Annotated in this window: 17 protein-coding genes and 1 pseudogene; 10 read left to right on the forward strand and 8 right to left on the reverse strand. The window is 68.2% G+C overall.

The window, feature by feature from the left end:
• Positions 1–338: 338 nt before the first annotated feature.
• The 4 genes from GBA65_RS22285 (at position 339) to GBA65_RS22300 (ending at position 3,796) form a co-directional block, all read left to right on the forward strand.
• A complete protein-coding gene (locus tag GBA65_RS22285; RefSeq protein WP_166398819.1) occupies positions 339–1,532 on the forward strand; it encodes an ATP-binding protein in 1,194 nt (397 codons plus the stop codon).
• On the forward strand, positions 1,529–2,923 hold the full coding sequence (locus GBA65_RS22290; RefSeq protein ID WP_166398820.1) for a DUF6414 family protein: 1,395 nt from the start codon (positions 1,529–1,531) through the stop codon (positions 2,921–2,923). Before GBA65_RS22285 ends, GBA65_RS22290 begins: the two co-directional genes overlap by 4 nt.
• Before the next feature lie 227 nt (positions 2,924–3,150).
• The gene (locus GBA65_RS22295) at positions 3,151–3,567 is read left to right on the forward strand and encodes a hypothetical protein (RefSeq protein WP_166398821.1); all 417 of its coding nucleotides are present in this window, start codon (positions 3,151–3,153) and stop codon (positions 3,565–3,567) included.
• A 16-nt stretch (positions 3,568–3,583) separates the two neighbouring features.
• Positions 3,584–3,796: a hypothetical protein gene (locus GBA65_RS22300; RefSeq protein ID WP_166398822.1), complete on the forward strand. Its 213-nt coding sequence runs from the start codon at positions 3,584–3,586 to the stop codon at positions 3,794–3,796.
• Between the two features lie 127 nt (positions 3,797–3,923).
• Here GBA65_RS22300 and dnaE read toward each other — a convergent pair whose 3' ends face one another.
• The 3 genes and pseudogenes from dnaE to GBA65_RS22310 all read right to left on the reverse strand — a co-directional run bounded on the left by dnaE (position 3,924) and on the right by GBA65_RS22310 (position 7,809).
• Positions 3,924–6,518, reverse strand: a complete 2,595-nt coding sequence (gene dnaE / locus GBA65_RS22305; protein ID WP_166398823.1) for a DNA polymerase III subunit alpha — start codon at positions 6,516–6,518, stop codon at positions 3,924–3,926.
• Positions 6,519–6,742: 224 nt separating this feature from the next.
• Positions 6,743–7,279 (reverse strand): annotated as a pseudogene (locus tag GBA65_RS24855) (PHP domain-containing protein); the annotation flags it as partial.
• Between the two features lie 53 nt (positions 7,280–7,332).
• On the reverse strand, positions 7,333–7,809 hold the full coding sequence (locus GBA65_RS22310) for a hypothetical protein (protein ID WP_166398824.1): 477 nt from the start codon (positions 7,807–7,809) through the stop codon (positions 7,333–7,335).
• A gap of 301 nt (positions 7,810–8,110) precedes the next feature.
• Here GBA65_RS22310 and lexA point away from each other — a divergent pair, with 301 nt between their 5' ends.
• From lexA to GBA65_RS22330, 4 genes are read left to right on the forward strand one after another with little or no spacing between them, the layout of a single operon-like run.
• Positions 8,111–8,776 carry a transcriptional repressor LexA gene (gene lexA / locus GBA65_RS22315; RefSeq protein ID WP_166398825.1) on the forward strand — a complete coding sequence of 222 codons (666 nt, stop codon included), beginning with the start codon at positions 8,111–8,113 and terminating at the stop codon, positions 8,774–8,776.
• 25 nt (positions 8,777–8,801) lie between these two features.
• A complete protein-coding gene (locus GBA65_RS22320) occupies positions 8,802–10,637 on the forward strand; it encodes an SIR2 family protein (protein ID WP_207956399.1) in 1,836 nt (611 codons plus the stop codon).
• A 53-nt stretch (positions 10,638–10,690) separates the two neighbouring features.
• A complete protein-coding gene (locus GBA65_RS22325; protein WP_166398827.1) occupies positions 10,691–12,097 on the forward strand; it encodes a serine/threonine protein kinase in 1,407 nt (468 codons plus the stop codon).
• A 3-nt stretch (positions 12,098–12,100) separates the two neighbouring features.
• Positions 12,101–12,697 (forward strand): hypothetical protein, encoded by a 597-nt coding sequence (locus tag GBA65_RS22330; RefSeq protein ID WP_228282051.1) that lies wholly within the window; start codon positions 12,101–12,103, stop codon positions 12,695–12,697.
• A 52-nt stretch (positions 12,698–12,749) separates the two neighbouring features.
• Here the strand turns inward: GBA65_RS22330 and GBA65_RS22335 are convergent, their stop codons facing one another.
• Positions 12,750–13,271, reverse strand: coding sequence for a sortase (locus tag GBA65_RS22335; RefSeq protein ID WP_166398828.1), 522 nt, complete (start codon positions 13,269–13,271; stop codon positions 12,750–12,752).
• A 336-nt stretch (positions 13,272–13,607) separates the two neighbouring features.
• On the opposite strand from GBA65_RS22335, the gene GBA65_RS22340 reads away from it, so the two are divergent.
• Positions 13,608–13,856: a hypothetical protein gene (locus GBA65_RS22340; protein WP_166398829.1), complete on the forward strand. Its 249-nt coding sequence runs from the start codon at positions 13,608–13,610 to the stop codon at positions 13,854–13,856.
• Positions 13,857–14,067: 211 nt separating this feature from the next.
• Complete coding sequence (locus GBA65_RS22345; RefSeq protein WP_166398830.1) at positions 14,068–15,519, forward strand: hypothetical protein; 1,452 nt, start codon at positions 14,068–14,070, stop codon at positions 15,517–15,519.
• A gap of 44 nt (positions 15,520–15,563) precedes the next feature.
• Here the strand turns inward: GBA65_RS22345 and GBA65_RS22350 are convergent, their stop codons facing one another.
• The 4 genes from GBA65_RS22350 to GBA65_RS22365 all read right to left on the reverse strand — a co-directional run bounded on the left by GBA65_RS22350 (position 15,564) and on the right by GBA65_RS22365 (position 21,123).
• A complete protein-coding gene (locus GBA65_RS22350; RefSeq protein ID WP_166398831.1) occupies positions 15,564–15,728 on the reverse strand; it encodes a hypothetical protein in 165 nt (54 codons plus the stop codon).
• Positions 15,729–15,793: 65 nt separating this feature from the next.
• Positions 15,794–17,707 (reverse strand): tyrosine-type recombinase/integrase, encoded by a 1,914-nt coding sequence (locus GBA65_RS22355; protein WP_166398832.1) that lies wholly within the window; start codon positions 17,705–17,707, stop codon positions 15,794–15,796.
• Positions 17,697–18,827 carry a restriction endonuclease gene (locus tag GBA65_RS22360; protein WP_166398833.1) on the reverse strand — a complete coding sequence of 377 codons (1,131 nt, stop codon included), beginning with the start codon at positions 18,825–18,827 and terminating at the stop codon, positions 17,697–17,699. The genes GBA65_RS22355 and GBA65_RS22360 overlap by 11 nt, the downstream gene beginning before the upstream one ends.
• 292 nt (positions 18,828–19,119) lie before the next feature.
• The gene (locus GBA65_RS22365) at positions 19,120–21,123 is read right to left on the reverse strand and encodes a BbrUII/HgiDII family restriction enzyme (protein ID WP_166398834.1); all 2,004 of its coding nucleotides are present in this window, start codon (positions 21,121–21,123) and stop codon (positions 19,120–19,122) included.
• Between the last annotated feature and the right edge of the window lie 5 nt (positions 21,124–21,128).

Raw genomic sequence — 21,128 nt, forward strand, 5'->3', positions numbered from 1 at the left:
AATGCGCGTAGTATCGTTTACGAGATCGGCTGCGAGTGGAGGGGCGACAGGCTTCCGGCTACGCGGAGAATGCATGGCTTTACCTGGGCCTCCCGTGCTCCGTAAGTGTTGCTGATACGAGGTCGAGAATCAGTAGGAGGATAATGAGGTCGGGAGATCGAGATCTTATCGGTACCTCAGAATCGAGCAGCGCGCCCGCCAGTAAGGTAGAGGCGCCGCCCACTGGGGCGTCCCGCTCCCGAGTGCGAGGAGCCGGGTAGGGCGAGTATTCGTACGAAGCTTACCGCCTCAACATGGATACATACGAACAGCTAAGTCTCTCGGGTACGGTCGCACGCGTGCGCGTAGTCGAGGACGACGGGCGACGCCTCTACCTGGAGTTGAGCAACGGCAACGTTGTCACCGTCACCAGGCAGGAGCCCTTTGAGTTCGAGGTGGGATCCGTGGTGTTCGTTCGGCTCGAGCAGGGTCAAGAGAACATAGGGGCTGCGCCCGACGAGCTCTGGCCGGAGGAGTCGTGGGTCGGGGTGGTCCGCCTAGTGCTTGCCGATAAGATGGTCGTTGACGCCAGCGGTCGCTGGAGGTTGGTGCCGACGCCAGATCACGTCGAACTCCGCGAGGGGAACACCGTCGAGGTACGGGAATCGAGCGGGGTCGTCCGCGTCCTCTCGGAGAAGCCGGTCAAGTACCTCGATCCGCCGACCGTCGACGACGCCGTCATCGATAAGTTCAAGCGCAAGAAGGGGGCCAAGCGGGAGACGTTCGACGACTTCGGTGGGCTCGGGGACGTGGTCGCTCGCGCCCGAGAGCTCATCGAGGTACCGCTTCAGCGCAAGGAGGAGCTCTCCAAGATCGGCGCTCGACCGATCAAGGGGATCCTCTTCACCGGACCGCCCGGCACGGGCAAGACCCTGCTGGCGAGGATCATCGCGGACAACACGGACGCGGAGTTCTACGAGATTAGCGGGCCGGAGTTCCTCAGCAAGTGGTACGGCGAGAGCGAGGAGATACTCCGCAAGATCTTCGAGGACGCGGCGAAACAGGAGAGGGCGATCATCTTCTTCGACGAGATAGACAGCGTCGCGGGACAACGGGACGACGGTTCGCACGAGGCCTCGCGCCGCGTCGTCGCCCAGCTTCTCACGTTGATGGACGGCTTCACTTCGAACCGCAACGTCGTGGTCATCGCCGCCACCAACCGCCCTCAAGACATCGACGCCGCGCTGCGACGGCCCGGACGCCTCGACTGGGAGATTCATTTTCGTCCCCCTGATCGCGACGATCGTGAGGCCATCCTTCGGTCCACGAGCCCGCCGTCTACCGCTCCCCTCCTTCCCCACGCGTGGGTAGCGGAGAACACCGAGGGGTGGTCGGGAGCGGAGCTCACGGCGATCTGGGGCGAGGCCGCCCTGCTTGCCGCCGCCGACGGAAGATCAACGATCTTCGTCGAGGACTACGTCGAGGGGTTCCAGCGGATGGCGGCCCGGAGGCGTTGGGTGGCTCAAACGTCATCGGGCGGCGACGCGGCATGAGCATCGTCGACCGCGTCAAGCTCTGGTTCCGGCGGTGGAGGCGCAAGCGGGCGTTCGAGAAAGAGAAGTCGCCGCTTCGGGAGTTCGTGTACCTGGACGAGGTGAGCGTCTTTAGCCTGGTTGCGTCGAGGCTCGGCGCTATCGCCACGGAGTTCACGGATAAGGAGACCGCGTCCCTGCAGAGCGAGATCAAGGCCAACATCAGCGCGGGCGGAACGGGTGTCGCCAAGGCCGGTCTGGACTCCCGCCTAACGTCCGGGCAGACGCAGGAATCGCAAGTGGTTCGGAAGTCGATCGTGCAAACCACCTTCAAGGAGTTCTACGAACACGAGCGGGACTCCCTCGCCGTGCGTCTGGTGGCAGAGGACGGCGAGGTGCCCGAGGTGAAAAGCCTCGATGACTTCGACAGCAAGGTGAAGGGGTTAGAGAGCGGCGGCTGGATCACGGGTGCCGAGAAACTCGCGCGGGGCCAGTTGGTGGAGGCCGAAGTTCAGCTCGAGGCGGAGAACGTCTTTCGCATGAGCGCCGTAGTCTCGGCAATTCAGGACATGGTCCAGGACGACGCCGAAATGTTCGGGCTCGATGGTAACGAGGGGATCGTCCAACTCAGATCCATCAGCCGCGTCCTGGAGAAGCTTCTGGTTGGTCTCGTCCCTGTTCGTGGGTGCGTCGTGGATTACGAGGTGGCCCAGATCGGGAGACGGGAGTTGATCGTTCATCGCGGGCTCCTGAACCAATTGATGAGCACGGAACACGTTTCGAGCCGCCCCTTGTACGTGGTCGGGGTCACCGAGCAATCGCTGTTCTGGAAAGACATCCGACGGGTGTTGTTCTCCAACGCTCGCTTTCGGGTGCTATGTAGAATCTCTCAGGGCGGCCTGCAAGACTCGTGGACCCCGGTCAAGCTGTTTCAGGTCCTGCAGTCGGTGGTACCACGCCTCGCCGACCCGCTCGAGGAAGCCCTCGGATCGGGCGCAGCCGCTTTGGCTGACGGTGGAGAGCCTAACCAGAGCACGGATCAAAAAGGACAGCTCATGCGCGAGGCGTTGGTCTCGTACGCTTCGTCTTTGGCTGATCACTACGGTTTTAACCTCACCGAGCAGGATTCGGCCGAAGTCGATCTTCTGGCCGGGCAGCACTGTGCTTCTTTTGGCACCCTAACGGAGAGACGCCAGGCGTTCGGCGCGATCACGTCCTTCCTCCACGAACGCTTCGACTTTCCGCGAGAACCCGACACCGCTGCCGCGTACCGTGGGGTCGCGCTCAATGACGCGGGCTTCCGCTACTCCGGGCAAGTTTCGCCCCTGGCCGCATCCGAGGACGTATTACGGACCGCCGCCTCTGCTCGAGGGCGTTTTCTCGATTCCGAGTTCGTGGCGATCTACTGGTGAGCGTACGTCCGAGGTAGGGGAGCAGGCGATCCTTCTGTCTTGTTTGCTCCGTGGAAGATCGAACAAGCCGGAGGTCGACGACGTGATCATGCCGCAGACGCTGGTCTTAGACTTGTTCTTGGGTCGTGTGCAGGGGGTCGGGCGTAGGGCGGCGCGAGCGCGCCCAGTATTCGGCACCTCGACCCCGTAGTATGTTGGCGGTCGTGCCGACGAGCAGGGGAGTGCGGATGGAGCTGCGGTACCTGAGCGACGCCGAGATCGCCGAAGCGGACGGGGAGTACTGGTCGGAGGGATACGGGCGCAAGACGCTTTACGAGCGGGCGCAAGCGCGCGTCTTCGTCGAAGGCCGCAGGGTGCACACGCCCTACGGGTTCACGGTGAGCGTGAAGGCCCCGCGAGGGAAGCGTCAACGGTTCCCGGTCGAGGCCGAGGCGATCTCGGACGAGGAGATCCGGGACTTTCTGTACGCCCTGGGGGACGAAAGGCGCAAGGGGAGCGAGGTCACCGTGGAGCACGAGGTAGACGGAACCTTGGCCCTCTATCGCGTCAAGGGCGAGAACGCCGCCGGGTTCGCCTGCGAGCTGGCCTCGGGGGAACCCGTGGTCTTCAGGCAGGGCGAGCGCGTGTCGCTCGACTCGGTCTAGAGCGCGCCGGGGAACGATGGCTAAGCCTAGGAACTACTCGTGGTGCCTGCACTGCGAGCGCGCCGCTCCGAACAAGGACTGGGGATTCAAGGAGTGGCCGCGATGCCCCTACCCGGACTGCGACGGGGGTTTCGGCGATCGTTGGGAGTGGGAGCGCGTCCGGGAGGTGAACCCCGAGTACCCGCCGCTGCCCGAGCGGGGGGTCGCCTACGGCATGTACGGCCCGTAAGGGCTACGGGCGGCGTGACGGCCTGGCAGGAACACTCTTCCCGGTCGATCACGCTATCCTCAAGGTCGCCGACGACGTCGAGTAACGGGGGCGGCGTTTGATTCGCCCGCTGTCCGCTCGAAGATCCTTAGCCGGCCTTGCTGCCCGGTTCGCGTCGGTTCAAGGCCGCCTCCCGCGCCCCCGATCGGGCGCCCTGGAGAGCCCGGGCGAGGGTTCCGATGCGCTCGACGAGGAAGGAGAAGCCGCGCTTCTCGTCCTGCTCCACCCGTCCCTCTAAGAGGTACGCGTCCGTCCCGTACAGGACGTGCCCGAAGCGGCGGTAGCAGCGCTTGAAGATGGTGCTCTGCAGGAGCCCCGACTCGTCCTCGGTCAAGAGGAAGTGCACCAGGGCTCCGCTCCTGGTCGGCGGGGCCTGCAGGCACTCGAGGACGCCCGCGGCCCTGGCCCGGGTGCCGTGCGGCAGGTCCCTGAGCTCTTTGCCCGGCACGACGCCCAAAGCGGCGAGGGCCTCGCGGTGGGCGGCCAAAGGGTGGCGGCGTAGGTTCAACCCCAGGACGCGCGACTCCTCCCGCTCGAGGTCCCCGCCGTCGCCCGGCCGCGGGAGGTAGGCGACGCCCGATCCCCTGCCCTCGCGCGACTCCCACCAGCTCGCGGGGTGGGGGAGGGGGAGCTCGGCTTGCGCCCCTCGCCGGCGCTTCGCGGGCAGGCCGCGCGTCTCCTCGAGGAGCGCCACGCGGGCCTCGCCGGGATGCTCGCGCCGGTGTCTGAGGCGGTCGAGGAACCCGGCCCGGATCAGGTTCCTTAGGGCGTCGCGTTCCACCGAGGTCCTGCGGTAGAGGTCGGCGACGGAGGCGAAGGGCGCCTTCTCCCGTTCGGCCAGGATCGAGGCGAGCGCCTTCTTCGATAGCCCCCGGCAGTACGAGAGGCCGGGCCGCAAGGCGCGGCCGTCTTGCTCCACCGAGAAGCCCTCCGCCGAGCGGTGGAGGTCGGGGGGGAGCACCCGTATGCCCTTCCTGCGGGCCTCGTTGAGCAGAACCCTCGGGGAGTAGAAGCCCATCGGCTGGGAGTTCAGGATGCCGGCGAGGGTCTCGGCCGGCCAGTGGGCCATCATGTAGGCCGATCCGTAGGCGATCTCCGCGAAGGAGGCGGCGTGGGCGGCCGAGAAGCCGTACCTGCCGAAGCCCTCCACCCACCTGAAGACCTCCTCGGCCTTGGCCTCGGGCACGCCGCGTCCCGCCGCGCGGCGGACGAAGGCGCGCCGGACCTCGCGCATCGCCCCCGGCCCGCGGTCCTTGGTCATGGCGCGCCGCAGTTGATCGCCTTCCGCCAGCGAGAAGCCGGCGACGGCGCGGGCGACCTCGAGGACCTGCTCCTGGTAGATCAGCACCCCGTAGGTCTCCCTGAGGACCTCCTCGATCTCCGAGAGGGGGTATGAGATGCGCTCCCGGCCTTGCTTGCGGGCGACGTAGGAGGTGACGAGGTCCGCCTCCAAAGGGCCGGGCCGGAACAGGGAGATCCCGGCGACGACGTGGGGCATCCTCCTCGCCCCGAGCCTGCGCTGCAGCGCCATCTGCCCGGGGCTCTCGAGCTGGAAGAGCCCGACGGTCTCCCCGCTCCGGATCAGGCGGTAGGCTTCCTTGTCGTCGGCGGGAAGTTTGAGGGGCTCTATCTTCCGCCCGAGCCTGGCCGACACCGTCCGGGCGGCCTTGTCGAGGGCGGTGTGGGTCTTGAGGCCGAGGAGGTCGAGCTTCGGGAGCCCCACGAGCTCGAGGTCGTCCTTGTCGAACTGGCACCTGATCAAGCCCTCCTTACCACTCGGTTCGAGGGGCACGATCTCCGAGAGGTGCACCCCGGCGGCGCCGAGCACCAGGCCGCCGAGGTGGGTGCCCGGCTGGTGGAGCTTCCCCTCCAGCTCCCCCGCGAGTTCCAGGAGCAGGGCGTGGCGCTTCCGGTCCTGCAGGGGGTGGCCGCGCATCGGCGGCGAGGAGAGGGCGGCGTCCCACTCCGACTCGTAGTTCACGAGCCTGTCGCGGTCCCTGATCCGCCTGGGCACGTTCCTCGCCAGCGCGTCGGTCTCCGAGGGGGAGTACCCGAGGGCCCTGGCCGCGACCCGGACGGCGCCCCGCAGGGAGAGCGTGTTCGCCGTGGCCGCCACGGCTGCCCCCGCCGATCCGTGGCGGCGCATCAGCTCGTCGCGCACCCTGTCGCGCCTCTCGCTGCAGAAGTCGAGGTCCACGTCCGGGGGGTCGGTCCTGTGCTCGTGCAGGAACCTCTCGAAGAGCAGGCGGTGGGCGAACGGGCAGGGGGTGGTGAGCCCCAAACAGCGCGCCACCAGCGAGTTCGCCGCCGACCCACGTCCGGTGACCGGCGTCCCCAGGGAGCGCGCGATCTCCGCCGCCTCCCTCGCCACGAGGAAGTAGCCGGAGAAGCGGTGGGCGGCGATAACCCCGAGCTCCCTCTCGAGGCGGCGCCTCACCTCGGCCTTGGAGGGAAACGCATCCGTCCCCCCCCCGAACGCCGCAGGGTACAGCCTCCTCGCGCCGGCGAACGCCAGGCGGGCCAGAGCGCCGTCCTCCGTGGTGCTCCCCCCAGGGAGACGGGCGCTCGGGACCAGGACGCCGCGGCCGAAGCCGCCGAGGATACCCACCGACCCCGCGCACCTCTCCGCGATCGCCAGGGCGTTCCTGACGGCCTCGGGCCTGTCGGCGAACAGGCCCGCCATCTCCTCGGGGGGACGCAAATAAAGCCGGTCCGTGGGCCGGTAGCCGGGCGGCGGGAGGGGGAGAGGGCCCTCGCTGCGGCGAGGGCTTCGGAGAGGCGGTGGTCGCGGGGGCCGAGGTACGTGACCTCGCCGGCGGCGACCGTCGGCAGGCCGCACCGCGCCGCCAGGTGCTCGACTACGCGCATCCGCCTCCTCGACCCTTCGGTGCCGTCGTCGGAGAGCTCGACGTAGACGTTGCCCCGCCCGAAGGCCTCCGCGAGCCCGGAGAGGACCTCCGCGGCCCTCGCCCTAAGAGCGGGGTCGCGCGAGAGCACGAGGGAGGGGACGAGGCCGAAGGGGACGGCGCCCGTGAGGCAGACCAGTTCCCCCCCGGCCGAGCCAACGTGCTCCAGGAGGGCACCGAGGCCGCAAGACGGGTTCCTCCTCTCCGCGGCGGACGGCCAGGGCGCGCCCTTTCGGGGCAAAAGGTAGCCCGTCAGGAGCCGCGACAGGGAGCGGTACCCCCGATCGGAGGCCGCCAGGAGCACGACGTGGCCGCGGTGCTCGGCCTCGCCGTGGCCCCGCTCCTCGAGCCGCACGCCGACCTCGACGCCGACCATCGGGGAGAGGCCGTGCTCGCCCGAGGCCCTCAAGAACCTCGGCACGCCGTAGAGCCCGTCGCGGTCCGTGATCGCCAGGGCCCCGTAGCCCATCCTCGACGACGCCTCCACGAGTTCCTTGGGCGTCGCAGTCCCCAGGCCGTAGGAGAAGCCGCTCCTCACGTGGAGGTGGGCGAACCCCAGGCGGCTGCCTCCCCGGGGACGGCCCGAGCGCGTCAATCGAGTACCCGCACCAGGGACCAGGACCCGGCTTTGGGGCCCGAGCGGTCGAAGGCGAGGTCCACCGCCGCCTCGCCGGCCTCGCCAGCACCTCCCAGGAGCACCCTGAAGCAGAGCCGGTGGGTACCGCCGTCGGGCCGCCACCAGCCGCCGACCTCCCGCCAGCGCTCGATCACGCCCCGCACCCGCCGCTTCCTCGCCCGCACCCCCCAACGGCGCCGGCGGCACCCCGCGCCCTTGGGTTGCACGCGCACCAGGTACGCGCTCCCGTCGGGCCTTTCGAGGACGTGGCAGGGCTCCCCGGCCGGTCCCCTGACCCGGGCCTCGCTGGCCTTCCTCAGCCAGGACGCGCTCTCCCTGATGTGCTCCGCGATCTCCTTCTTGGCCGCCCGCCCCAAGAACAAGGGCTCCTCGAAGCCCTCCGGCCTCAAGGGGTGACGCCTGATCTCCGAAGTCGTCGCTCGTTCCCCCAAATCCCTCCCCTCCTTTCGGTTCAAGGAGGAGCGCCGTACCGTCCCGCGACCCTTGCGCGTCGCGGGTGCGGGCCGTTTTCGGGGTGAGAAGCCGTGCCCTTCCCGGTATAATCCAGGGCGAGGGCAGGCGTCTCCGTCCCGCTCTACACCTCCCCGGGACCGGCATGGTTGGTGGCCGGACGGTCCTCGGGGGCCCGGGGTGGGGCGCTCCTCTCGTTTCTTACCGTTTTCGCTTCCTCACTGTAGCGCCGCCCTAGTCCCCGCGTCAAGCAACTGTTTGACCAAGGACGCATTCGTTGCTATGGTGCTCGTCATGGGAGAAGGTTTGCACCCGAGCCGGCTGAAGGTCCTGGAGTACCTGGCCCGCACGAAGCGCGGGGGCGAGGAGACGCCGTCGGAGAGGGAGATCGGCCGCGCGGTGGGCCTCAAGAGCTCGCAGACCGTCCACCACCACCTCAAGGCCCTGGAGGCGGGAGGCTACGTCGAGCGTACTTCTTCGGGAGAAACCAAGGGGCGCACGACGAAGAGGCGGCCGATACGGATCACCCCGAAGGGCTGGGGGGCCGTGGGGACGGCGCCGCTCTTGGGTCGAATCGCGGCCGGGCGGGGCCTCGAGGCGGTCGCGGACGAGGAGGCTTACTCTTTGGCGGCGGAACTCCTGGGGTCTCGCTCGGGGAGGCGGCGCTATCTACTCCGGGTGGTGGGCGACTCCATGGTGGACGGCAGGATCTCCGACGGGGACCTCCTCGTCGTCGAGGAGGACGAGGATCCCGAGGACGGCGCGGTGGTCGTCGCCCTGCTAGGGGGCGGCGAAGAGGTCACGGTCAAGAAGCTCTACAGGGAGGGCGACTCGGTGCGGCTGAAGCCGCAAAACGGCGAGCACGAAGACATAGTCGTGCCGGCCGCGGACGTGGTGTTGCAGGGGAGGGCGGTCGGGGTGATCCACTCCTTGGGAAGGGGGCTCTGATGTTGACGGCGGGGACGATGAAGGAATGAGAGGCTCGAGACCGAAGCCCGAGTTGGCGTTGGCGTTCTCGCTGCACTCCGGGCCGGGCACGTACGCCCTTCTGCTGGGCTCCGGGGTTTCCAGCGCCGCCGGCGTGCCGACCGGTTGGCGGGTGACCCTGGACCTGGTCCGCAAGCTGGCGGCGGCCGAAGGCGAGAACCCGGCGGATCCCGAGGCTTGGTACCGCGAACGCTTCGGCCGGGAGCCCAACTACTCCAATGTCGTGGACGAGCTGGCCACGACGCGGGACGAGCGCAGGGCGCTCCTGCAGGGCTACTTCGAGCCCGACGAGCGCGACCGCGAGGAGGGCAGGAAGATGCCCACCCAGGCGCACCGCGCCGTCGCGCGGCTGTGCGCGGGAGGTCACGTGCGCGTGGTCCTCACGACGAACTTCGACCGGCTCCTGGAGAGGGCGCTCGATGAGGAGGGCGTCTCCCCGGTGGTGATAGGCACGCCGGACGCCGTCGAGGGGGCGCCGCCCTTGCAACACTCGGGCTGCGTGGTGGTAAAGGTCAACGGCGACTACCTCGACACCCGCATAAAGAACACGCCCGACGAGCTCGCCGAGTACGACGAGCGCATGCAGGGGTTGCTGGGAAGGGTCTTCGACGAGTACGGCCTCGTGGTCTGCGGGTGGTCGGGGACCTACGACACGGCCCTAGTAGACGCGCTCAAGCGCGTGGGGGGCCGCCGCTACATGACCTACTGGGTTTCCCGGGGCGAGCCCTCCGAGACCGAACGGGAGCTCACGTCCTTCCTCCGTGGCACGCCGGTCGAGGCCGAAGGGGCGGACCAGTTCTTTGCCGACCTCCTCGAGAAGGTCGAGGCGCTCGAGACGTTCGGCGGCGAGGACCCGCTGTCGGCGCCGGTGGCGATAGCAACCGCGAAGCGTTACCTCGACGACCCGGTACGCCACGTCCGGCTCAGGGAGCTTGTAACCTCCGTCGGCCGAGAAGCCAGGGAGGGGCTGTTGGGGGACGGACGCTTCGCCCTGGACTGGAGGCCGGAGGCGACCGACCGGGAAGGCGAGATGGCGGGGTTCGCCGCGGAGATGAAGAGGCGCGTCCTCTCCTACGAGGGGGCCTGCGAATCTGCGGTAGGGGTCGCGGCCGCCGGGGGGTACTATGCGGACGAGCGGCAAGCCGGCGCCTTCCGCGAGTTGCTCGAACTGATCTCCAACCCCCCTCAGGACGGTGCCCGCATCGATTTGTGGGACGGTCTGGAGCTTTACCCCGGGTTGCTTGTGCTTTACGCCGGGGGCGTCGCCGCCGCGGGCGCGGGGAACTGGCCTTTCTTGAAGGCGCTCTTGCGCGATTCGGTGTTCGTAGACATCCGGGGCACGGTCCCGCTGGTGCTGAAGGTCTACCCGTGGGCGGTCGATAAACACAAGACGATTACCAACGCGGCGCTGTTTTCCGGCGTGAGCTACCACGAGCCCGTCGCCGAGCGCTTGTACCTGACCCTGCGCGAGCCGCTCAAGCAGTACCTGACCCTGGACTCCAGGTACGAGGAGGCCTTCCACAGGTTCGAAGCGTTGCTGGCCCTTACTTACGTCGACGTCCAGAAGGAGCGAGAGCCCGACGATTGGGTTCCCCTCGGTCGCTTCGCGGTGCTGGACAGGACCCGCCACGGGGGGGACTCGGAATACGCCGCGCTCCGCAAGGAGTACGGCGAGCAGGGTTCGGGGTGGGGTCCCATAGAGCACGCTTTGTTGAAGCAGCCGGTCTCTTCGCACGGGAGGGGGGTACCGTCCTCGGAGACGGTGGGTCACGACTTCGGCGTCGTCGACGCGATGATGCAGAGGATCGGCCGTCGCCTCTAACGCCGACAACGGATCGTCCGACGCCGGCGTGCCGAACGGCGTCGGGGAAGCACGTGGCTAAGAGACCGAAGGTCTACAACGACCGCTGGGAAATCGTCGGGGACCTGGGCGAGGGGGGGCAGGCGCACACCTTCAGAGTGCGCGACCGGCGCGACGGCTCGGAAGGCTGGGTGCTGAAGCGGCTCAAGAACCATACCCGCCTCGACCGCTTCAAGCGCGAGATCCAGGCGCTCGAGGCCCTGGACTCGCCGCACATTCCCGGGACGGAGGACTTTTCCCTCGAGGAGCCCGCCTACCACGTCTCGCGGTACCTCGGCCCCGGGCTCAACAAGCAGGTGCAAGACGAGCCGCTGGACCTGGACCGGGCGCTCGCCCTCTTCGAGCAGGTCGTTACCGCGGTGCGAGACGCCCACGGCGCGGACGAGGCGGTGGTGCATCGCGACATCAAGCCTAACAACGTCGTCGTTGCGCCGGACGGCGGATGGGCCTTCCTGATCGACTTCGGGATCTGCCAGCTCGAGGACGGCGAGCTGACGACGCTCACCACCGGGGAGGAACCCTTTGGGAACGCCGCCTTCGCGGCGCCCGAGTGCCTGTTGGGGCGCGAGGAGGAGCCCGGGCCGCCGTGCGACGTCTACAGCCTCGGGAAGCTCCTCTACTGGATGGTGTCCGGGGGGAGGCATATCAACCGGGAGACGATATCCGAAGGCGTGCTCGGGCGCATCCGGACGGACAACCGGCTGGTGCGCTCCTACGTCGCTCGCCTGCTGCGCGGGACGGTCGTCGAGGCCCCGGCGAGAAGGTGGACGGCCCAGCGGCTCCTCGAAGAGGTCGCGAGGACCAGGAGGCTCGTCGCCCGCCTTAAGGAGTACGAAGCCGGCGGGCTCATCGTCCTCGCCGACGGCTTCGACCTCGACGATGCGTACGACGGACGCGGGCCGCAGGCCAGGAAGGGCGAGCCGGCCTACCCTGCATGGGTGCACGTCATACGCGTGGGAGGTGGCGATCAGCCCCACGAGGTCGAGGTTGGGGTCACGTTCGAAGGCCCCGCCGGGGGGGACGCGCGCCTGGAGGGGATCGACCTGGCGCTCGAGCACATGGCTGGGGAGGACGAGGCCCTCATAAGGATTGCCCCCGACCGCGACGGGAGGCCGGACGAGGGCGGGGTGCTCGAGTCCCTCCGGGTGGAGGGACGGGGGGACTTCTCGACGAGGGTAGAGCGCTTGCGTTCGCGGGCCAGGCCCGTGCTGCGCGAGGATGTTCGCTACTGGATCCTCGTCTCCGTCCCCCGCGATGCCAGCGAGGCGGCCCTGCGCCTGGCCCCGACCGACTTCGCGCCACAGGAGGTCGGCTCCGCCGAACGCTTCGACGGCCGCGAGTGGGGCGAGGTCAAGTCGGCCAGCAGCCCGGGGTACGCGATCCGCGTCACCGCGCGGGGCGAGCCGGGCGCGGAGGGCTAGCCCGTGGAAACGCAGGGGCCCCAGGGCGCCTCGCTCCTCCTGCCCGAAGGACGCATGCCGGAGGCCGAGGTCGCGGCACGGTTCGCCTTCTGGCTCCTCGGCCATCCCGAGGGCGGCCGCGAGGTCGAGGTGGCCGTCGACGGTGCCGGGGTCGAGGTGCGGGGGCGCACGATCTTCGAGCTGCGCCGTTTCCTCAAGCTCCACGGGTGGGAGATGGATCCGGCGGGGCCCCCGGACCGTTGGCGGGGGACGTACCGCAACGCCGAGCACCCCGATTCCAGCCTCAGGGTCCACTCGCGCCCCGGCGTCGGGGACGTTGTGGGTACGGTCGGCGAGAAGAGGGTGAGGGCCGAGTGCAAGAAGGGGCCGCTGGCGAGATCCCGGAGCGGTTCCGAGATCAAGCTCCTCAGGGAGGCTTTGGCCCAACTCCTGACGGTCGGGGAGGTGGGGGAGGAGGACGTCCTCGTGGCGGCCGTGCCCGACACCCCGACCTTCCGGCGCCACGCCTCGGCCTGGAGGGACGCGCCCCTCATGCGCCGGGTCGGGCTCCGGGTGGCGCTGGTGGGTCGGGACGACGGCGTGAACGGCCTCGACCTTTGAGCCGGGCGCGGAGGGCGAGGTAGCCTGGTCAGACCGGTGCTGGTCGAGCTTCTTACGAAACCCGGTCGGCCTGCACGACGTAACGGGCGCTCCAGTCGGGCCCTTCGGACCATAAGTCCCCGAAATCCTCGATGCAGGTCTGCAGGGAGAGGACGTCGCGCCCCGGCACGGGGTTGGTCACCCACGTGTCCAAGGGCCCTACCTCGTGGGTCTCCGAGACGGCGTAGGAGTAGGAGTTGCCGTAAGCGTCGGCGATCGTCACCTCGTCGCCGGGCTCGAGTAGTGGGAGGCCGTGGAAGAGCCGATCGCTCGGGGTGCCGGGGAAGCCGATGCGGTGCCCGGAGACGTAGGTGTTCGCCCCCGGCTCCCAGGGGTAGCCGGTCTGGGGAAGGTGGATGGCGCCGAACTCCATCGCCGCGTCCGAGTCGGTGTCGAGGACGGGCGCGTCGCGGAGGCCGAGCTTCGGGACGGTCAGGTACATGGTGGTGTCGTTCGCCGCGGGTAAGCTCGCGGCACCGGCGCCCTCCGTGGCGGGACCGGCCGGTGCCCCGGTCGTCTGCGCGCCCGCAACCACGGGAGGCGGCGACGAGGCCTCGCCAGGTAAATCCGCGACGGGGACCGCGACCGGATCCGGCTCCTCGGTCGCGGTCCCCGGGGTCTCCGGAGGAGCCGGCGGGTCCGGGAGGGACTCGTCGGGAGGCCGGGAGGGGCCTCCGCCGATACCGGGCGCGCCACCGTCCGGGAGGTCCTCCCCGGCCGGCTCGCGGCCCGAAGGCGCGGGGGCTTCGTCCGGGTCCGTGGCAGGCTCGACGTCGCCGGGAGCCGGGGCCGGATCCGGGACCGCGGCGAGGCCTTGCCCCGCAAAGCCGCTCGGAGCGGGTGAGCCTACTGATGCGGGGCTCGGGGGTTCGTGGACGTCCGCCTCCGGGGGAGCTTTCTGCTCGGGGCGCGAAGCGGGATCGGGCGGATCGTCCTCGTGCGCGCCGCGACGACCGACGTGGCCCGTGTCGAAGCCGTGGTTAGGCTCGGCGGTGGCGGCGGCATCGTCGCCGCCACCGAGAGCGGCGAGGTCGGCGGCCCGGGACGGCCGATCCCCCGTGTCGAGCTCCCGCCGCTCGGGGCCGGAGAACAAGAGGAAGCAAACGACCAGGAGCGGTAACCCGAAGACGACGAGTACCAACGTTGCCATGCCTCGCGTCCGACGCCCGTCCAAGTCCTTGCCGCTCCTTCTTTCGCCTTCTCCTTTTCGTTCGCCGACCGCTTCGCCTAGTGCGCGGAATTGTAGCGCGAACGCCGCCGACCGGCGAGAAGCCACCGCGCGTCCTCGCGGTCTGCGCTAGATTACCCGGCATGGAACGGGGACCGACGCCATGAGACAACTGCCTTCCGATCTCGCCCCTCTGTTCGAGCCGACCGTGGCGCGGGTGCTGGGAGCGGAGGGGGCGGACTTTCTGCGGGAGCTCTCGCACCTCGTCGTCGAGGGGTGGCTGAGGAACGGTCGGGTCGGGCCGTTCGTGGGCGACATGATCGAGGAAAGCGCCAGGCGAAGGGGGGAGTACCTCGGCCGCCTGCGCCAACACCACCGCGAGCCGTTGCGGATCCTCAAGGAGGGCATGCTGCTCGCGCACCCGGAGCTCGAGGACCCGAAGCAGTTCCCCGAGATCCGGGGTCGGCCGCACGCCGAGTTCTCCCCGAAGACGTTCGACGGGTTGCTCGCGCGGGACGACGTCTCGCGCGAGGAGTACGGCCCGGCGGTGCGTTCCTACCTCGACCCCTACGACCGGGAGCGCTCGGTGGAGGGCTACCTCGTCGCCGTCCTGAGCGAGTGGGAGGTCGAGCTCAGGAAACTTGACGACGGGTGGGGCCGCGGCGGCGAGAGCCGGAAGCTGGAGCAAGCCCTCACTGACGCCCGGGAGGCGTACCTGCGCGACGTGCGCGCGTACGTGGACTGGAAGCTCGTGGCGCCGGAGGTGGCGATGCTGGACCTCTGCGTGGGGCTGCAGGGCCTCAACCCGATCCCGGAGCTTGCCGAGCTGGGCCTGGATGAGGAGGACGTCCTGGAGGCCGCATTCCTCGCCCGGATCTCCTGGCCGCTGCACGGGTTGCTCTACGAGCCCAACACCCTAGACCCCGGGCAACGGGGGAGGGCCTCGGAGGAGGTAGGGAACCTCAAGCGGCGCCTGGAGCGAGCCTGGGACGGGCTGCGGGTGAGGTTCGCCTCCACGCTCGCGGCCCAGACGGTGGTCGAGCGCTACAAGACGCGGGTCGAGGAGTACGACCGGGAGCGGACGCGCGGGATCGCCGACCGCGAGATCGCCCGCGTCGAGGAGGAGAGGAAGAAGGGCAACAGACCGAAGAGCCGCCTCGAGGACGTCCTGACCCGCGACCTCAACCTCTACCTCTACGACGAGGGCTACCGGGTGCTCTACCGGCTCAAGCTCGACGACCTGGAGCCCGACGCGCTCTCGCTGGGGGCGAGGCCGCTGCTCGTCGAGGCTAAGGCCTACAGGACCAGCCGGGGCGCCAGGGAGGACATTCGGGACGGCTTCGCCCAGTGCGTCTCCTACCTCAGCGTGCTCTCCTCCGTCGCCGCCGGCGGCCTCTACGAGGCGCACCTCGTGGTGTTCAGGCTCGGAGGCCCGCTCTACGGGCTGCCCAAGGTGTTCCGCTACGGGGACTACCGCGTCTACCCGCGGCTGGTGGACCTGGCGCCGACCGAGGAGCGCGGCCGGAAGCAGGCGCGCGCCAGGGTCGACGACATCACCGAGGAGGAGATCCGCGAGCACGTCGCCGAGAGCTCGCGGGACGATGGCGGGGCCTAGAACCGGCGCCCGGGCGGTCGAACCGCAGGCGCCCGCGGGGTCCTCTAGGCGCTGCTGGCCCCGCGCCGGCGGGCGAGCGAGCGGAAGTGCTGGCGTATCCTGCCGGCCGTGACCCTCGTGCCGGTCTTCGGCACGGCCTTCTTGCTGGTGTAGACGCCGTTCTTTTCGGAGACCGTGCGGTTCGGGTTTCTTTTCGCGTGGGATCCCATGGGACACCTCCGGGGCGTTCGGTCGGCGGGACGAGTATACCCCGCCTGCGTTCGCAACGTTCGCTTCAGCTCATGATGTAGGAGCAAAGCTCGCTTATCTCCCCGAGCACCTCCTCCTGCTCCTCCAGGAGGGAACGCCGGTCCGGGCCCACGAGGGTGTTCCGGTAGAAGTCGTAGGCGCCTCCTCGCTTGCTGTCGACGTTGACGACGCCGACGATCTCGTCCGTGAGGGCGAAGGTGCCGTCGTCTAGCTTCCTGGCCCTCTTCACCGGCATGCTCATGACCATGGTGAGGCCGCGGGTCTTTGCGAGCTGGTCGGCGTCGAGGCCGAACGTCGGGCCGCTCTCGAGCCCGAGGTCGGCCGCCTTGAAGGCGCCGTCCGCGACCGCCTGGCCGCACACCCCCGTCGCAGCCGGAGGCGGAGGTCCTTGTCCTCGTCGCCCTCCATCCCGAGCGTGTAGACCGGCTCGAAGGAGCCGAAGCGCTCGAAGACCTTGCGGTCCACCTCCATGATGTTCAGGCGCGCGGTGGGGTCCCGGCGGCGGAGGTCCTCCAGCGCGGGCTCGCAGGCGCTGGCGAACAGGTAGGTCCGCTTGTCGGCGAGGCTCAGCTGCGGCGCCACGCTCCTCTGGTGCTCGACGTAGCCTGCGAGCAGGGCGACGGCGAGCGCCACGGCGACCTGCCAACTCAGCGCCAGCTCGGGGAAGGCCCGGTAGACGACCGGCAGGAAGGCTATGAGGGCGACGAGCGCCGTTATCCTGTACCTGCGGAGCGTCCTCATGCCGGGTGCCTTTCTTCGCGTCGGGCGCGATTGCGGACGTCGTCCGCGCGGCCGATGCCACGGGCGACGACCGAGGAGGTCCTTCGCCTCGCGCGCGGGCCCGCGGGGCGGGCCGGGGTTCAGAGCCTTCCACCCCGGCCCGCGCCCTCTCGGCCTCCACCAGCGCGTACTTGGTCACCTGCCGGAGGTCGGAGTGGCCCATGAGCTCGGCGAGCTCGAGGTGCTGGCCCGGGTTCTTCTGCAGGTACCACGTCCCGAACGTGCGCCTGAGGTCGTGGGGGGAGAGGCCGGACTTCCGGATGCTCGTCCTCCTCACCCAGAGGTAGAAGCGCCTCCTCACGGTGTTCTCGGAGACGCGCGAGCCCTTCTCGTTGAGGAACAGGTCGCCAGGGTCTCCCGCGACCAAACCGAGCAGCGCCGAGCGGGCCTTGAGGTAACGCCGCAAGCTCCTCCTGAGCCTCGGATTCATCGGGACGATCCGCTCCTTGTTCCCCTTGCCACGCGCGACCCTCACCTCTTCGGCGCCGCGCGAAAACGAGAGGTCCTCGACGCGCAAGGAGGCGGCCTCCTCGATCCTCAGGCCCGCGTAGACCATCACCGAGAACGCGGCGTGGTCCCTCAGCGCCAGGGCCTCCAGCACGAGCGGGTCCCTGCCCCGGCCCGGCTTCTTCCCTGCGGCGGCGCCCGCCCCGGCGGCTTCGTCGGCGGAGCCTCTCAGGGCCTCCTCGGCGCCCTTCTCGATCTCGGCGAACAGCATCCCCGCTTCGCGCTCGGTGAGGTAGCTCCTCCGCGGAGCCTTCTCGTGGAAGCGAACGTCGTCCAAAGCCGCGGTGGGGTCGACGGCCCCGAGGCGCCGGTGCAGGGTGTCGAAGAAGCTCCTCAGGACCGCCAGGTGGTTCTTGCGGCTCGCGTCCGAGAGGCCGCGCTGCTTCGTGTGAACCGCGTACGCCTCGACCTCGTCCGGGCCGACGAGCTCCAGCGGCAGGTCCACCTCGCCGTCTCCTTGGATCCTAGGCGCCGCCCAGCGCTGGAACAGGTCGAGCTTCTTTCGGTACTCGTCGATCGTCCTCGGGCTCCGCCCGCTGGCGCGTTTGGCGTTGAGGAACAGCCCGATGGCGTCGCCCAGGTAAAGCTCGTGGTCGGGCTCCGGTCCATAGGAGACCTCGGCATCGTGGGCGGAGTTCACGTCACGGACCATCCTCGCCCTCCTCCCGTTCCGCGCGCATGAGGTACTGGGGGGATACGGGCTCCCACACCTCGTTGAGCTCCGACCCCTCGATCCCGTCCAGCGAGTCGGGGGAGGGCGGCGGACCGTCGCCGGCCTCGAACGCGGCTTGGAGCTCGTGCATCCTCTCCCACACGCGTTGGCTCGGGGGCCAGTATACGTGGCCCATGCGCACGCGCGGCGCCCGGACCCTCTCGACGGTCAGCGAGACCGCCGCGCGGTCGGCCTCCAAGAACGCCGCCAAGTCCTCCTCGCCGGAGAACTCGCGGACGGGGTACTGGCCCGGCGCGACGTCGAACCTCGCGCTCGCCTTGAGCTTCTGCGTCGCCCCCGTTTCGGGGACCACGAGGGAGTGGTGGGTAGCGGTGCCGGGCAAAACCACCACGGCGCCCCGCACCTCCACCGTGGCTTCGGCGGAGAGCACCGGCACGAGCCTGTCGCCCGCGCGGTGGTGCCAGCCGTCGGCCTCGAGGGTCAGGGTGCGCTCCCCGAGCTTTGAAGGGGGGACGCCGTGCAACCACGCGAGCCAGACCAGGTCCGGGAGCACGCCCATCGGCTCTCCCTCGCCGTCGTAGAAGACCATCGTTTCGGCCACCTCCAGGGGGCCCTCGGCCTCGGAGGAGACCACAAGCCTGGAGATCCCCAGCACGGCGAAGACGATGCGCTGCTTGGCCTCGTGAACCACCGGATCCAGGCGGTCCTCCGTCAGCCCCTTGAGCTCGAAGATCTTGAGGCCCAACGAGCGGGCGCGGCTTTGCGCCCCGGCTCCGATTGTACCCGCGGATACGAGCACGCCCTGGCGAGGCCCGTAGCCCACGTCCTGTAGCTCCCCGTAGAAGGCGTCCACATCCTTGACGTTGATGTTGCGCCCGTAGTTCTTGCACTCGATGAGGAGCACCGTCTCGTACCCGGCGAAGGTGCCCAAGACCACGACGTCGAACTGGCGGATGCGGCCGCTGCCGTCCGCCGCCGGAAGCTTCTGGTCGCGCAGCACCTTGAGCCCCGGCTTGCGGTGCATCATCTGCACGACCCGCTCGACGATGTCGCCCTTCTCCTTGCTCGTCGCCTTGCGGCCTTTCTTCTTGCCCGCCAATCCATGCCTCCCGAACCCCGGGTTCTTCGCGTCGGATAATCGCCGTTATCTTACACGTAGGAGGCGGCGTTTTCGGCCCGGAAATCGGGTTTCCGGCCGAGGCGCCGCGTTCGCGCAATTATCTTACACGAGTTGGGGCGCCTTTTTGGTGGGAGCCCTAGGAGGCGCGCTCGGTTTCCCTTCGCCTCCCAGGGACTCGGCACACCGCGCTCGACGACCCGAACGTTCCGAGCACAGCCCTCGGGAGGGTAGTCGGGGCCGCTGCGAACGCTCGTAACCCAGAACCCGAGCATCACGAGTCGGTGTGCTCCGACCTCGACGGTGGCGCAACGGTACCGAAGTCGTCGTCCAACTTGTTTATCATCGCAAGCAGGTCCGAAACCTCCTTCTGCTTGGCGAGGTACTCCTCGTAACTCTTGCGAGTGTCTTGTATGAGCTCGTCGTAGGTGATGTGTCTGGCGCCCACCTGACGGAGCAGATTGATGTTTTCCGCCGCGTGATCGGTGTCGTTCGGCGCCGGAGGCGAGCCCAGCACGCAAATCGTCTCGATCAACCTCGGCTCGTGCGGGAATTTGGTCCGCAGGCACTTGTCCAAGGCATCCCTATACTTGCGGACCTGTGCGACGAGATCCATCGCGTCCACGGAGCGGTCGTACTTCTTCAGCTCTATGATGACGTGCTTCCCGGCAGCCGTCCTGTACCTGATGTCGATGCGCCCTTTTCGCTCCTCGGGCGTCAGCTTCGCGTCGAGGTCACGGAACTCCTTCGTCACCGCCTCTTCGATCCTCTGATTCGAAGCGGCACGCTCCCACGAGGGGTCTAGCAACCAGAGATGGTCGAAGATGTAACGCTGAAGCAACTTTTCTTTGGCGTCCGGTAGCACCTCTTCGAATTGCTTGACCACCTCAAGCCTGCCCCTGGCTATCTCGTAGTAGTGGACGGCTTCTATCTCGTCGACCGTGCCGAAGAGCCGCGAGAGCAGCTCTAGCTCCTCTTTGGTCTCCAAACCTTCGAGGGTACTGAGCGAATCGTTCAGCGAAAGTCTTTCGAAAGCGAGCATTCCGGACTTGTAGAGCTCCTTCTTCGCCTCCGCGTCCGGCATGTTCAGCGACTCGATCCTTCCGAAGAGCTTCTGCGCAGACTTTCTCCTGTCGCCTTTCAACCTCCCGTACCAAGCTTGGATCGTCGGGTGCCGCAGGGCACGTTCCGTGCCGACTTCGTTGCGCAGTCCGGACCACTGATTCTCGATGTTTTTGAGGATGGTCCGCACGTAGGCTTTCAGTTTTCCGTAGCGTTCGTCGTCCTGGTTGACGCTCTGCCTATCGCTGGTGACTATGTCGGGCAGGTCGCTGGCATCCATGAAGTCGGCGTATATCTCTCCTATCAGGTATTTCGAGTAGACCCCGCCCTCTTTCAAGTCCTTCAGCACGTCCTCGTGGATGAGTTTCCCCCGGGCGAGGACGACGATGGTGTTGTTGTCCTCGTCTATGCTTTTCTGCTCGTCTACGGTCCCTATCCACCCGTGCGCCGTCCAACCTTCCTCCGCGTCGACCATGCCGCTCACTTCAAAGTGTTTCCTTATGTTCCCGCGGAGTCGACGGCCGTTACCCTCTTCGAAAAACCCGTCGTCGAGTTGCTCTAGCTCCTCCAGGTGCCAAAGAAACTCGATCTTGTCGTAGTAACCCCGGTCCTTCGCCGCTATCGGAGCGCCGTTCAGCACCACCTCGAAGCCGTGGGCCGCCCCTATGACGCTGAACCGTCTGGCCAACCTCCGCCTCAGGTACTCCGCGGTTCTGGTCAGCCCTTTCTTGAGGTCCTTCAGGACGATCTTGGTGCCTTTGTCGAAATCCACCAGACCGGGGTCCAGTGCCTCCGGGTGGTACTCGCCGGTCGCGTGGGGGTCCGCGATTTGTCTCTGAATGTCGTCGCTGTTCATGCGGAAGGCATGCCGCTCGCCGTTCTTCGTGCTGTACACCTCGACGGTCTCCGCTATCGAGAACACGGACAGCTTCCCTATGCCTTTCCGTCCCATCGGCTCCCGATCGGCGGCCGTCTTGCCCGGTACGTCGTCTCGCTTTCGGTACCCGACGTTCAGGTACCTCGCATTGATATCGTCCCCGTCCATCCCGACGCCGGTGTCGTAGACGACGATCTCGCCCTTCTCTTTGTCGATGTTTATGGTGACTTCCTCCGCGTCGGCGTCCCATGCGTTCGCGACCACCTCCGATAACACGGCGGGAACGTTGCTGTAGAGACCGATGCCCAGGTGGTTGAGCACGTTCAGGCTTATGGTCATCTTGT

The organism is Rubrobacter marinus, from assembly GCF_011492965.1.
GTDB classification, from domain to species: domain Bacteria; phylum Actinomycetota; class Rubrobacteria; order Rubrobacterales; family Rubrobacteraceae; genus Rubrobacter_F; species Rubrobacter_F marinus.

What these genes read in the sequence shown, in the direction of transcription:
- GBA65_RS22290 (WP_166398820.1), top strand. Translation starts at nt 1,529, where the DNA reads ATGAGCATCGTCGACCGCGTCAAGCTCTGGTTCCGGCGGTGGAGGCGC.
- GBA65_RS22295 (WP_166398821.1), top strand. Translation starts at nt 3,151, where the DNA reads ATGGAGCTGCGGTACCTGAGCGACGCCGAGATCGCCGAAGCGGACGGG.
- GBA65_RS22300 (WP_166398822.1), top strand. Translation starts at nt 3,584, where the DNA reads ATGGCTAAGCCTAGGAACTACTCGTGGTGCCTGCACTGCGAGCGCGCC.
- dnaE (WP_166398823.1), bottom strand. Translation starts at nt 6,518, where the DNA reads ATGGCGGGCCTGTTCGCCGACAGGCCCGAGGCCGTCAGGAACGCCCTG.
- lexA (WP_166398825.1), top strand. Translation starts at nt 8,111, where the DNA reads ATGGTGCTCGTCATGGGAGAAGGTTTGCACCCGAGCCGGCTGAAGGTC.
- GBA65_RS22320 (WP_207956399.1), top strand. Translation starts at nt 8,802, where the DNA reads ATGAGAGGCTCGAGACCGAAGCCCGAGTTGGCGTTGGCGTTCTCGCTG.
- GBA65_RS22345 (WP_166398830.1), top strand. Translation starts at nt 14,068, where the DNA reads ATGAGACAACTGCCTTCCGATCTCGCCCCTCTGTTCGAGCCGACCGTG.
- GBA65_RS22350 (WP_166398831.1), bottom strand. Translation starts at nt 15,728, where the DNA reads ATGGGATCCCACGCGAAAAGAAACCCGAACCGCACGGTCTCCGAAAAG.
- GBA65_RS22355 (WP_166398832.1), bottom strand. Translation starts at nt 17,707, where the DNA reads ATGGTCCGTGACGTGAACTCCGCCCACGATGCCGAGGTCTCCTATGGA.
- GBA65_RS22365 (WP_166398834.1), bottom strand. Translation starts at nt 21,123, where the DNA reads ATGACCATAAGCCTGAACGTGCTCAACCACCTGGGCATCGGTCTCTAC.